9 protein-coding genes are annotated in these 13,255 nt (G+C 62.8%); 7 read left to right on the forward strand and 2 right to left on the reverse strand.

Annotated features, from left to right (window positions below; translation table 11 throughout):
- The first annotated feature begins 10 nt into the window (after positions 1–10).
- The 3 genes from ampD to D8U71_RS11005 all read left to right on the forward strand — a co-directional run bounded on the left by ampD (position 11) and on the right by D8U71_RS11005 (position 3,648).
- Positions 11–571 (forward strand): 1,6-anhydro-N-acetylmuramyl-L-alanine amidase AmpD, encoded by a 561-nt coding sequence (gene ampD, locus D8U71_RS10990; RefSeq protein WP_125927175.1) that lies wholly within the window; start codon positions 11–13, stop codon positions 569–571.
- Positions 568–1,407 carry a regulatory signaling modulator protein AmpE gene (ampE, locus tag D8U71_RS10995; protein ID WP_076565795.1) on the forward strand — a complete coding sequence of 280 codons (840 nt, stop codon included), beginning with the start codon at positions 568–570 and terminating at the stop codon, positions 1,405–1,407. Before ampD ends, ampE begins: the two co-directional genes overlap by 4 nt.
- Before the next feature lie 210 nt (positions 1,408–1,617).
- The gene (locus tag D8U71_RS11005; RefSeq protein ID WP_130887758.1) at positions 1,618–3,648 is read left to right on the forward strand and encodes a methyl-accepting chemotaxis protein; all 2,031 of its coding nucleotides are present in this window, start codon (positions 1,618–1,620) and stop codon (positions 3,646–3,648) included.
- Positions 3,649–3,772: 124 nt separating this feature from the next.
- Here D8U71_RS11005 and D8U71_RS11010 read toward each other — a convergent pair whose 3' ends face one another.
- Positions 3,773–4,549 (reverse strand): TatD family hydrolase, encoded by a 777-nt coding sequence (locus D8U71_RS11010; protein ID WP_130887759.1) that lies wholly within the window; start codon positions 4,547–4,549, stop codon positions 3,773–3,775.
- A 3-nt stretch (positions 4,550–4,552) separates the two neighbouring features.
- The gene (gene cra / locus D8U71_RS11015; protein ID WP_110646628.1) at positions 4,553–5,548 is read right to left on the reverse strand and encodes a catabolite repressor/activator; all 996 of its coding nucleotides are present in this window, start codon (positions 5,546–5,548) and stop codon (positions 4,553–4,555) included.
- Between the two features lie 305 nt (positions 5,549–5,853).
- On the opposite strand from cra, the gene ptsP reads away from it, so the two are divergent.
- From ptsP to D8U71_RS11035, 4 genes are all read left to right on the forward strand, one after another.
- The gene (ptsP, locus tag D8U71_RS11020) at positions 5,854–8,715 is read left to right on the forward strand and encodes a phosphoenolpyruvate--protein phosphotransferase (RefSeq protein ID WP_130887760.1); all 2,862 of its coding nucleotides are present in this window, start codon (positions 5,854–5,856) and stop codon (positions 8,713–8,715) included.
- A complete protein-coding gene (gene pfkB / locus D8U71_RS11025) occupies positions 8,716–9,657 on the forward strand; it encodes a 1-phosphofructokinase (protein WP_110646626.1) in 942 nt (313 codons plus the stop codon).
- An 11-nt stretch (positions 9,658–9,668) separates the two neighbouring features.
- Positions 9,669–11,402 (forward strand): PTS fructose-like transporter subunit IIB, encoded by a 1,734-nt coding sequence (locus tag D8U71_RS11030; protein WP_130887761.1) that lies wholly within the window; start codon positions 9,669–9,671, stop codon positions 11,400–11,402.
- Positions 11,403–11,577: 175 nt separating this feature from the next.
- A complete protein-coding gene (locus D8U71_RS11035; protein ID WP_130887762.1) occupies positions 11,578–13,119 on the forward strand; it encodes an alkaline phosphatase D family protein in 1,542 nt (513 codons plus the stop codon).
- The last annotated feature ends 136 nt before the right edge of the window (positions 13,120–13,255 follow it).

The raw sequence follows: 13,255 nt of genomic DNA on the forward strand, positions 1-13,255 counted from the left end.
AGGAATCGGTATGCAGTTGGATCCCGCGAGCGGGTGGTGTCATGGCGTGCAGATCTGCCCGTCGCCCAACTTCAATGAGCGCCCGGCGGGCGAAGTGTCCCTGTTGGTCATCCACAACATCAGCCTGCCGCCGGCGCAATTCGCCACGGGCAAGGTGCAGGAATTTTTCCAGAATCGTCTGGATGTCACCGAACACCCGTACTTTGCAGGCATCGCTGACCTGCGCGTCTCGGCGCATTTTCTGATCGAACGTGACGGCAAGGTCACCCAGTTTGTCTCTTGTCTTGCGCGGGCGTGGCATGCAGGCGTTTCAGTGTTCGAGGGTCGTGAAACCTGTAACGATTTTTCCGTCGGCATCGAGCTGGAAGGCACCGATGATCTGCCGTTCACCGACGAGCAATATCGCGCGTTGACTGCGCTGACCCGGCAGTTGCAGAAACGTTTTCCGGCGATCACCGCTCAGCGTATCTGTGGCCACAGCGATATCGCTCCGGGGCGCAAGACCGATCCGGGACCAGCATTCGACTGGGCACGCTACCGCGCAGCCCTGGCAAAAGAGGAAGGACAATGAGTTTTCTGGTGTTACTGCTGGCGGTGTGGATCGAGAAGTTTTCGGCCCTGCGCCATCGGCTTCAACGCGACGGCGGATGGATCCGCGAACTGCACAAACTCGAAAACAGCAAACGGCTGGCCAGGCAACCGTGGCTGGTGCTGACGATTCTGGTGCTGTGCCCGGTGGCGTTGCTGGCGCTGTTGCTGCTGGTGCTGGAACCGGTGGCGTACGGTCTGCTGGCGCTGCCGGTGCATTTGCTGGTGGTGATTTACAGCCTCGGGCGTGGCGACCTGCTCGGCGGCCTCGGACCGTTCCGCGACGCCTGGCGCCGTGAGGATCTGCAAGCGGCGGCCCACGTGGCCAAGCGCGACCTGGACATCTGCGCCGACAGCGGCGAGCAATTGCTTGAACAAGTGCAGGGGCATCTGCTGTGGCAGGCCTATCAGAGTTTTTTTGCGGTGATCTTCTGGTACTTCCTCCTCGGTCCGGTGGCGGCATTGGCCTATCGCTTGCTGGCGCTGGCCGAAGAGCACGGCAGCAATCCGGCGCTGGTCGAGCGTGCTGCGCAATTGCGTCACGCTTTCGATTGGGTGCCGGTGCGTTTGCTGGCGGCGAGTCTGGCCTTGGTCGGCAACTTCGTCGCGGTCAGCCGGGTGATGCTGCATGAGCTGCTGAACTGGAACATCAGTGCTGCGCAGTTGATCAACAAGGTCGGCCTGGCAGCCGGGGAAGTTCCACCGCCAGTGGTCGGCCCGGACGGCATCAACACCCTCGATTGCCTGTGGGAACTGCTGCTGCGCGCGGCGGTGCTGTGGTATGCCGGGTTTGCCTTGTGGACGGTTCTGGTTCACTGATAAGCCAGCGTGAAACTCATTGTGGCGAGGGGATTTATCCCCGATGGGCTGCGTCGCAGCCCTGAAAACCCTGTTCCACCATGCATCAGTAACCATAAGTTACAAAACCTCCCGCCGATTTACGCTATACAGAGATAGCGCCCGATAGTGGCTATCTGCTGTCGTCCCGCGCCTGCCAATAAAAACAAGAAAAACCAAGGGAGACTTCCAGTGAAGAGCTTGCTCTATCCCGCCGTCTCGCTGATGAACCGTCTGAGCTTCGGCATGAAGTTCAGCCTGATCAGCGTGCTGTTCCTAGTGCCGATGCTGGTGACCAATTTCTATCTGGTACGCGACTCCTATCGCGAATTTCAGGGCACTCGCGTCGAACTGCGAAGCCTCGACCTGTTGGGCAGCAGCCTGACCCTGCGCCGGGATCTGGAAACCCTGAACAATCTGGTGCAGATCGACGTCACCCTCGGCCAGTCCGGCAAGGCCGGCAATGTCGAAGCGCAGATCCAGACGCTGGAGCAGGCTGTGCTCGCGCGCCTCGAAGGGCTGACGGCGATGACCGAAGATCCCGAGCAGATCAAGCAGTTCGAGGCCAAGCGCGATGAAATGATCGCCGCGTTCAAGGCCCAGCAGGCGGAGAGCTCGCTGCAAAGCAAAAGCGCGTTGATCGGCAAGTTGCTGGCCAGTGCGCAGATTTTCAGCCAGATCATCACCAGTCAGGCCGGGTTGAGCCGCGACAACCAGAGCGACATTCGTCAGCTCAGCGAACTGGTCACGCTGATTACCCCCAGTGTCACGCAAACCCTCGGCGAAGGCCGGGCGATGGGTTCGTATTCGTTGGGCCAGGGCTTTCTCAATAGTTCCTCGAGCACGCGTTTTGACGAGTTGTTGGTGCAGCTCGAAAAACTCCAGGCCGAGTACGCCCTGAAACTGCAAGACGCCCTCGGCTCCAGCAACGCCGCACGCGAATCCCTTAGCGCGCAGGCTGACACCAGCAAGGCTTCGCTCAAGCAGGCCAGCGAGCTGTTCGAAGAACAAGTGGTGATGGCCGACACCCTCGATGCGCCGTGGCAGGCATTCTACGATCAGGTCACCGGGCTGATGGAGCACACCTACCAGCTCAATCAGGCCACGCTGAAATTCCTCGACCACCAGTTGCAGCAGCGACTGGCGCAGAACCGCACGCACATGATTCTGCAAGCCTCGGCGCTTTCGGTGGTGTTCGTGCTGATTTTCTATCTTTATGGCGGTTTCTACGCCTCGACCCGGACCACCCTGAAAAGCCTGGGCGCGATGATGGACAAGGTCGCGGCCGGTGACATGACCGTCAACTTCAAGGCCAGCAGCCGCGATGAGCTGGGCGAGTTGGGCGAGGTGTTCAACGGTACGGTGAAGAAGATTCACGACTTGATCGAACGCGTGGGCCACACCGTTGGCGAAGTCGAGCGCCAGGCCGTGCAGGTCGAAAGCGTCTCGGCGCAGAGTAATCAGGCTGTCGCTGGGCAGCGCTCGCAGATCGAACAAGTGGCGACGGCGATGAACCAGATGTCGGCGACTTCAATGGAAGTCGCGCGCAGTGCTGCTGCGGCGGTGAGCAGCGCCCACAGCGTCAACGACGAAACCCTCAGCGGGCGCGGGCTGGTGGAATCGCAGCAGGGCAGCATTGCCGCGCTGGCCAGCGAGATTGATCAGTCGGTGCTGGTGATCAATCAACTGGCCAGCGACAGCCAGTCGATCAGCCGTGTACTGGAAGTGATCAAGAGCATCGCCGAACAGACCAATCTGCTGGCGCTCAACGCTGCGATCGAAGCGGCGCGAGCCGGCGAGCAGGGGCGCGGCTTTGCCGTGGTCGCAGATGAAGTGCGCACGTTGGCCAAGCGCACCCAACAATCGACCGAAGAAATCGAGCAGATGATCGCCAAGCTGCACGGTGGCGTCGGCGCGGCGGTGAAGGCCATGGGCGTCAGCCATCAGATGGCCAACGGCACGGTGGGCCAGTCGGAGAAGGTCCAGCAGGCGCTGGAGAACATTCTTGGCGCGGTGGGCATGATCGTCGATCAGAACCAGCAAATCGCCGCTGCCGTCGAACAGCAGACTGCCGTGGCCCATGACATCGACCAGAACATCGTCGAAATCAACCGCGCCGGCGAACGCACAGCACAAGGCGCACACCAGACCGAAGATGCCAGCCGTGCGCTGTCGGCGCAGGTGGTTGAGCTCAAACAACTGATCAGCGCGTTTCGTGTCTGAAAGGCTGGAACCGGATCAAAAATGTGGGAGCGAGCCTGCTCGCGAAGGCGGTGGGTCAGGCATTGACGACGTCACTGCCAGATTGCTTTCGCGAGCAGGCTCGCTCCCACAGGGGATGGCGGTGTTACCAGCCGAAGACTTCGCAGCAGTTGGCGGTGCTGGCGTTGGCCAGTTGTTCAGGCGTGATATTCATCAGCTCGGCCAGCGCCGCACAAATCGCCGGCAGATGCGCCGGGCTGTTGCGCTGGCCGGGGAACATGGCGGGGGCCATGTCTGGTGAGTCGGTTTCCAGTACCACTGATTGCAGCGGCAGTTCCGGCAGCACCCGATGCATGCGCAGCGCCTGCGGCCAGGTCGGTGCGCCGCCGAGACCCAGTTTGAACCCGAGCTTGATGTACTCCCGTGCTTCCTCACGGCTGCCGGCGAAGGCGTGGATGATGCCGGCGCGTTTGAGCTTGAAGCGCTTGAGCGTGGCGATCACCGCTGCGTGGCTGCGGCGTACGTGGATCAGCGCCGGCAACTCGAAGTCCGCGGCCAGTTGCAGCTGCGCTTCGAACAACGCCTGTTGCCGTTCGCGATCGAGGTTTTCGATGAAATAATCCAGACCGATCTCGCCCACCGCACACAGCTGCCGATGCCCGCGCAAGCGCTTCAGCCAGTCACCCAGCGCGTGCAAATCCTCGGGGCGATGCTGATCGAGAAACACCGGGTGCAATCCGAACGCCGCGTACAGATCGGCATCGCTCTGCACCAGATCCCAGACCCGTTGCCAGTTGCCCTGATGCACCCCCAGCACGACGATGCGCTGCACGCCGAGGGCACGGCTTTCTGCCAGCAGCGCCGCGCGATCGGCGTCGAAGTCGGGGAAGTCGAGGTGGGTGTGGCTGTCGATCAGCTCCACGATTCAGTCCCGATGAATACGCTGCTTGAAAGTTCGCGCAATGGCTTGCACGCCCGGTTGGTAGTCGTCCTGCTCGACGGCTGCCAGGGCCAGTTCCAGCGCCTTGTCGGCGATCAACTGGTGTTGCTGGGACATGGCGTTGACCGGCAGCGGCAGGAAATCCAGCAACTGCGTGTCGCCGAACGTGCCCAGGCGCAGCGGCCGCGATTTCAGCGGGAAATCATGCAGCGCATCGAACACGCCTTGCAGCAGCACGTAGGAGGTGGTCACCAGCGCGTCAGGCAAATGCCCCAGACGCTGCAGGAGTTCTTCCATCAGTTGCTTGCCGCACTCACGGCTGAACGACTCGGCGTGCTCGACCAGCACCTCACCTTTGAAATCTTTGAGAGCCTCGCGGAAGCCGGCGGCACGCTCCTGGCTGATGCTCAGCTCCGGGCGGGCGCCGAGCAGCACGATCTGCTTGGGCTGCGGATCGAGCAGGCTCTGGGTCAGATGCAGGCTGGCCTCGCGGTCGTCGCTGATCACCGAGCAGAAATGCTCCGGTTCCATGACCCGGTCGATGGCGATGATCGGCAGACCCTTGGCCTGCAACTGGCGATAGCTGTCATCACCGGCCGGCAGGCAACTGGCGACGATCAGCGCATCGCAACGGCGGGCGCGGAACAGTTGCAGCAACTGGCGCTCGCTGTCCGGCGCATCGTCGGAACTGGCGATCAGCAATTGATAACCGCGCGCCCGCGCGCCTTGTTCGAGCAACTTGGCGATCCGCGCGTAACTGGGGTTTTCCAGATCCGGCAGGATAAAACCCAGGGTGCGCGTATGCCGACTGCGCAGGCCGGCCGCTTGCGGATTGGGCGTGAAGCCGTGCAGATCGACCACCGCGCGCACGCGCTCGACGGTCGCGTTGCTGATGCGTTGCTGTTCGGCCTTGCCATTGATGACGTAGCTGGCGGTGGTGACGGAGACGCCGGCCAACCGCGCGATATCACTGAGTTTCAACCCGGTATTTCCTTGTTTTTTCGAGCATGCCGCGACATTTTCGCCAATCCTACCCGATAAGGGCAGTCGACTTATTGCCTGGGCAGATCCGACCAGTTGGACTTCAAGGATGAGACATTATCGAGTAACGTGCCGATCAATCTAGATTAAACGTTTCAGCAAGCGTATTTTCTACGTTTTAGACGCCTTTGGCCGGTCCTGCCGTGAAACCGCCAAAACTGCCGCTGAAAAGCGCGGCAGAGCGCCTAAGCTGTGAACCATTCAAAACAATACCTGGCGTTGAACTGCGCCAAAAAGGAGATCGCATGCTCGAGCTCACTATAGAGCAGATATCCATGGGCCAGTCGGCCGTGGATAAACCCGCTGCCCTGCAATTGCTGGCCAGTCATCTGGTCGCCGACGGTCTGGTTGCCGACGGCTACCTCGCCGGCCTGCAGGCCCGGGAAGCCCAGGGCTCGACCTTTCTCGGTCAAGGCATCGCCATTCCCCACGGTACGCCGGAAGCCCGCGATCAGGTATTCGCCACCGGCGTGCGCCTGATGCAGTTTCCTGATGGTGTCGATTGGGGCGATGGCCAGATCGTTTATCTGGCCATCGGCATCGCGGCGAAATCCGATGAACACCTGCGCCTGCTGCAACTGCTGACCCGCGCCCTCGGCGAGACCGATCTGGGCCAGGCCTTGCGTCGCGCCAGCTCCCCCGAAGCGCTGCTTAAACTGTTGCAAGGCGCGCCGCAGGAACTGGCGCTGGATGCGCAGATGATCGGCCTCGGCGTGTCGGCCGATGATTTCGAAGAACTGGTCTGGCGCGGCGCACGTCTGCTGCGTCAGGCGGAATGTGTGAGCAACGGCTTTGCCGGCGTGTTGCAGCAGGTTGAAGCGCTGCCACTGGGCGACGGCCTGTGGTGGCTGCACAGCGAGCAGACCGTGAAGCGTCCGGGACTGGCGTTCGTCACCCCGGACAAACCGATGCGCTACCTCGGCCAGCCGCTCAGCGGACTGTTCTGCCTGGCGAGTCTGGGCGAAGCGCATCAGGCTCTGCTCGAGCGTTTGTGCGCGTTGCTGATCGAAGGTCGTGGTCACGAATTGGGCCGCGCCACCAGCAGCCGCAAAGTCCTCGAAGTGCTGGGCGGTGAATTGCCTGCCGATTGGCCGAGTGCACGTATTGCCCTAGCCAATGCCCACGGTTTGCATGCGCGGCCGGCGAAGATCCTCGCGCAACTGGCGAAGAGTTTCGACGGCGAAATCCGCGTGCGCATCGTCGACAGTCAGGACAGCGCCGTGTCGGTCAAAAGCCTGAGCAAACTGCTCAGCCTCGGCGCCCGGCGCGGTCAGGTGCTGGAGCTGATCGCCGAGCCGAGCATCGCCGCCGATGCCTTGCCCGCCCTGCTCGCGGCGATTGAAGAAGGCCTCGGTGAGGAAGTCGAGCCGCTGCCGGCCATGAGTCAGCAGCGCGAAGTGATCGCCGACATCGCCGAAGTGCTGGTGGCTCCGGCCTCCGGCAGCCTGTTGCAGGCGATTCCTGCCGCACCGGGCATCGCCATCGGCCCTGCGCACATTCAGGTGCTGCAAACCATCGATTACCCGTTGCGCGGCGAATCTGCCGCGATCGAGCGCGAGCGCCTCAAGCAAGCGCTGAGCGACGTGCGCCGCGACATCCAAGGCTTGATCGAACGCAGCAAGGCCAAGGCGATCCGCGAGATTTTCATCACTCACCAGGAAATGCTCGACGACCCGGATCTGACCGACGAAGTCGACACCCGCCTCAAGCAAGGCGAAAGCGCCGAAGCGGCGTGGATGGCAGTGATCGAAGCGGCCGCCAAACAGCAGGAGTCGCTGCAGGACGCTTTGCTCGCCGAGCGTGCCGCCGATCTGCGTGACATCGGTCGTCGCGTGCTGGCGCAATTGTGTGGCGTGCAGACCGCGAACGAACCTGAGCAACCGTACATTCTGGTGATGGACGAAGTCGGCCCGTCCGATGTCGCGCGCCTGGATCCTGCGCGAGTGGCGGGGATTCTCACCGCGCGCGGCGGTGCTACCGCGCACAGCGCCATCGTCGCCCGCGCGCTCGGTATTCCAGCACTGGTCGGTGCGGGGGCGGCAGTGCTGTTGCTCGAACCGGGCACGCCGCTATTGCTCGACGGTCAGCGTGGCCGTCTGCATGTCGACGCCGATGCCGCGACCCTCAAGCGTGCCGCCGAAGAGCGCGACACCCGCGAGCAACGCCTGAAGATCGCCGCCGAACAACGCCATCAACCGGCACACACCACCGACGGCCACGCCGTCGAAGTGTTCGCCAACATCGGCGAAAGCGCAGGCGTGACCAGCGCGGTGGAGCAGGGCGCTGAAGGCATTGGTCTGCTGCGCACCGAACTGATTTTCATGGCCCACCCGCAGGCACCGGACGAGGCAACCCAGGAAGCCGAATACCGTCGCGTCCTCGATGGTCTGGCTGGACGGCCGCTGGTGGTGCGCACGCTCGATGTCGGCGGCGACAAACCGCTGCCGTATTGGCCGATCGCCAAGGAAGAAAACCCGTTCCTCGGCGTGCGCGGCATCCGCCTGACCCTGCAGCGGCCGCAGATCATGGAAGCGCAACTGCGCGCCTTGCTGCGCTCGGCTGACAACCGTCCGCTGCGGATCATGTTCCCGATGGTCGGCAGCGTAGAAGAGTGGCGCCAGGCCCGCGACATGACCGAACGCCTGCGTCTGGAAATTCCAGTCGCCGACCTGCAACTGGGGATCATGATCGAGGTGCCGTCCGCCGCACTGCTCGCGCCGGTTCTGGCCAAGGAAGTCGATTTTTTCAGCGTCGGCACCAACGACCTCACGCAATACACCTTGGCCATCGACCGTGGTCACCCGACGCTGTCTGCTCAAGCGGATGGCTTGCACCCGGCGGTGCTGCAACTGATCGACATCACCGTGCGTGCCGCCCATGCCCATGGCAAATGGGTGGGTGTCTGCGGCGAGCTGGCGGCAGATCCGCTGGCGGTGCCGGTGCTGGTCGGCCTTGGTGTCGACGAACTCAGCGTGTCCGGGCGCAGCATTGCCGAAGTCAAGGCGCGCATCCGTGAACTCAGCCTGTCCCAGGCGCAAACCCTCGCTCAACAGGCCCTGGCCGTGGGCAGCGCGAATGAAGTACGCGCATTAGTGGAGGCCCTGTAAATGGCCAAGATTCTCACCCTGACCCTCAACCCGGCTCTCGACCTCACCGTCGAGCTGTCACGGCTGGATGCCGGTCAGGTCAATCGCAGCGAGGAGATGCACACCCACGCTGCGGGCAAAGGCGTCAACGTCGCCCAGGTGCTGGCGGATCTCGGCCATCAGGTCACCGTCAGCGGCTTTCTCGGCGAAGACAATCAGCAAGCGTTCGAAACCCTGTTCGCCAAGCGCGGTTTCGTCGACGCGTTCATCCGCGTGCCGGGCGAGACGCGCAGCAACATCAAAGTCGCCGAACAGGACGGGCGCATCACCGACATCAACGGGCCTGGCCCGGTGGTTGATGCAACGGCGCAGCAAGCCTTGCTTGATCGCTTGCAGCAGATCGCACCGGGGCACGATGCCGTCGTGGTCGCCGGCAGTCTGCCGCGTGGCGTCACGGCGCAGTGGTTGCGCGAGCTGATTGAAAGGTTGAACGCGCTCGGCTTGAAAGTCGCTCTCGACTCCAGCGGCGAAGCCTTGCGCGCTGCGTTGCAGGCCAGCCCCTGGCTGATCAAGCCGAACACCGAAGAATTGGCCCACGCCCTTGGCTGCGAAGTGGTGTCGCCGATCGCCGAAGCACAAGCCGCCGCACGTTTGCATGCGCAAGGCATCGAGCACGTGGTGATCTCCCACGGCGCCGACGGGGTCAACTGGTTCAGTGTCGGCTCAGCCCTGCACGCCACGCCGCCGAAAGTCAGCGTGGCCAGCACGGTCGGTGCCGGCGATTCCTTGCTGGCCGGCATGCTCCACGGTCTGCTCAGCGCTGACACCCCCGAGCAAACCCTGCGCACCGCCACCGCGATTGCGGCGATGGCGGTGACCCAGATCGGTTTTGGCATCAACGACGCAGCGCAACTGGCGCAGCTCGAACAGGGCGTGCGCGTGCGCCCCCTGACAGAACAATAAGAGGGTTTGTGATGAAGTTAGCCATTGTTACGGCTTGCCCGAACGGCATGGTCACCAGTGTGCTGTGCGCGCGCCTGCTCGATGCAGCGGCGCAGCGTCAGGGCTGGAGCACCAGCGTTGAAGTGGTCGATCCGGCACACCCGGAACGCGAATTGTCGGCGGCGACCATCGAAGCCGCCGAGTGGGTCTTGCTGGTCACCACTGGCGCGGTGGACATGAGTCGCTTCGTCGGCAAGCGCGTGTTCCAGATCGCTCCGGCGCAGGCCTTGCAGGATGTCGAAGCGGTACTGCGTCGCGGTGCTGAAGAAGCCGAAGTCTACGTGGCCAGCGCAGTCGAAGCGGCGATTGACGCGCCCCGTGCGCCACGCATCGTCGCCATCACGGCCTGCCCGACCGGCGTCGCCCACACCTTCATGGCCGCCGAAGCGTTGCAGCAGACTGCCAAGCGTCTGGGTTATGAGTTGCAGGTCGAAACCCAAGGCTCGGTCGGCGCGAAAACACCACTCAGCGCAACGGCCATCGCCGAGGCTGACGTGGTGCTGCTGGCGGCGGATATCGACGTCGCTACCGAGCGTTTCGCCGGCAAGAAAATCTATCGCTGCGGCACGGGCGTTGCCCTGAAGCAATCCGAAGCGACCCTGAAAAAAGCCCTGGCCGAAGGCGCAGTGGAAAGTGCGGCAAGCGACGGCAAGGCTCCGGCCAAGTCGGAAAAAACCGGCGTCTACAAACACTTGCTCACGGGTGTGTCGTACATGCTGCCGATGGTGGTGGCGGGTGGTTTGCTGATCGCGTTGTCCTTCGTGTTCGGCATCACCGCTTACAAGGAAGAAGGCACGCTGGCGGCGGCGCTGATGCAGATCGGCGGCGAAACCGCGTTCAAGCTGATGGTGCCGCTACTCGCCGGGTACATCGCCTACTCGATCGCCGACCGCCCGGGCCTTGCGCCGGGAATGATCGGCGGCTTGCTCGCAGGCACTCTGGGCGCCGGATTCATCGGCGGGATCATTGCCGGTTTCATCGCCGGTTATGCCGCCAAAGCCATCGCCCGCTATGTGAAATTGCCGCAGAGCCTGGAAGCGCTGAAGCCGATTCTGATCATTCCGTTGCTGGCCAGTCTGGTCACCGGCCTGGTGATGATTTACGTGGTCGGCAAACCGGTCGCCGGCATGCTCGCCGCGCTCACCCAGTTCCTCGACAGCATGGGCACCACCAACGCGATTCTGCTCGGCGTATTGCTCGGCGGCATGATGTGCGTCGACCTCGGCGGGCCGATCAACAAGGCTGCCTATGCGTTTTCGGTGGGGCTGCTGGCCTCGCAGAGTTACGCACCGATGGCCGCAACCATGGCCGCCGGCATGGTGCCGCCGATTGGTCTGGGCATCGCCACCTTCATTGCCCGACGCAAGTTCGCGCAGAGCGAGCGCGAGGCCGGCAAAGCGGCGTTCGTGCTGGGCCTGTGCTTTATCTCCGAAGGGGCGATTCCGTTTGCCGCGAAAGATCCGCTGCGGGTGATTCCGGCGAGCATCGCTGGCGGCGCGCTGACCGGCGCCTTGTCGATGTACTTCGGCTGCAAACTGATGGCGCCGCACGGTGGCTTGTTCGTGCTGGCGATCCCCAATGCGATCAACCATGCGCTGCTGTATCTGCTGGCGATTGTTGCGGGGAGCCTGGTTACGGCAGTGGTGTATGCGTTGCTCAAACGGCCGGAGGCTGTCGAGTTAGCGCTGGAGCCCGCCAAGGCCTGACCGACAACACCAAATCCCTGTGGGAGCGAGCCTGCTCGCGAATGCAATCTACCAGCGACATGTATGTAGACTGGCACACCGCTTTCGCGAGCAGGCTCGCTCCCACAATGGTTAGTGGTGTCATGGCGAGTTCATATAGGCGTGCTTAAGTTTTCCCTTTTGCAGGGAGAACACCATGAGCGATTTCAATCTCGGTCGGCGTCGCGTCATGCAAGCGGTCGGCGCCGGGCTGTTGCTGCCGGGGCTGGCGCCGGCGCTGATTGCCTCGGTCAAGGATCGTCCGCAACTCACCGACGGCGTGCAGTCCGGCGACCTGCTCGGCGACCGCGCGATGATCTGGAGCCGCAGCGATCGGCCGGCGCGCATGGTGGTCGAGTGGGACACCGGCAGCCTGTTCGGCAACCCGCGCAAATTCGTCTCGCCACTGGCCGATGCGCGCAGCGATTTCACCGCCCGCGTCGAACTCACCGGCCTGCCGGCCAACCAGGCAATCTTCTATCGCGTGCACTTCGAAGATGCGCAGAGCGGCGTCGCCAGCGAACCATGGTTCGGCCATCTGCGCAGTGTGCCAACGACAAAACGCGACATCCGTTTTGTCTGGAGCGGTGACACCGTCGGCCAGGGCTTCGGGATCAACCCGGACATCGGCGGGATGCGCATCTACGAAGCCATGCGCCTGCGCCTGCCGGACTTCTTTATTCACAGCGGCGACACCATCTACGCCGACGGCCCGGTGCCCGCGCAACTGACCACCGAAAGCGGGCGCATCTGGCGCAATATCACCACCGAAGCCAAGAGCAAAGTCGCGCAGACTCTCGACGATTATCGCGGCAACTATCGCTACAACCTGATGGACGAAAACATCCGCCGCTTCAACGCCGAAGTGCCGCAGATCTGGCAGTGGGACGATCACGAAGTGGTCAACAACTGGTCACCGGGCAAGCAGCTGGATGAGCGTTATCAGGAGAAAGATATCCACAAGCTGGTCGGCCGCGCGCGGCAGGCGTGGCTGGAATATGCGCCGATGCGTTTGCAAGCGGCGGACGGCGGCGGGCGCATTTATCGCAAGCTCAGCTACGGGCCGATGCTCGACGTATTCGTGCTGGATATGCGCAGCTATCGCGAAGCCAACGACGACAACCTCGGCTCGGCAAAACCGTTTCTCGGCCGTGAACAGCTGGACTGGCTCAAGCGTGAGTTGCAGGCATCGAAGGCGCAGTGGAAAGTCATTGCCGCCGACATGCCCATCGGCCTGGGCGTCCCGGACGGCGAGGTCAGCCCGGGCGTTGCGCGTTGGGAAGCCGTGGCCAACGGCGACCCCGGCCCGGCGCAGGGGCGTGAATTGGAAATCGCCGAACTGCTCGGCTTTCTGCGCGCGCAGCAGGTGCGCAATTTCGTGTTTCTGACGGCGGACGTGCACTACTGCGCGGCGCATCACTACCACCCGGACCGCGCCGCGTTTCAGGATTTCGAACCGTTCTGGGAATTCGTCGCCGGGCCGTTGAACGCCGGCAGTTTCGGGCCGAATCCACTGGACAAGACGTTCGGGCCTGAGGTGGTGTTCGAGAAAGCACCGCCCGCACAGAACACCTCGCCGTTTGCCGGGTTTCAGTTTTTTGGTGAGGTGAATATTGAAGCGCAGAGCGGGGAGATGAGCGTGGTGTTGCGGGATCTGGATGGGGTAGCAGTGTTTGAGCAGAAGTTGCAGCCTGTTTAATCACGCTGGGATCAAAAGCCCCTCACCCCAGCCCTCTCCCGGAGGGAGAGGGAGCCGACCGAAGTGTCTTGCGTCATGCATCGACCTGGAAGACCGAGGTGATTGTGGCTTTGGATTCAGTGAAGAACGCTCAGGT

Origin of the sequence: Pseudomonas sp. Sample_21 (assembly GCF_004307525.1) — a bacterium.
In the GTDB taxonomy this organism is placed as follows: domain Bacteria; phylum Pseudomonadota; class Gammaproteobacteria; order Pseudomonadales; family Pseudomonadaceae; genus Aquipseudomonas; species Aquipseudomonas atacamensis.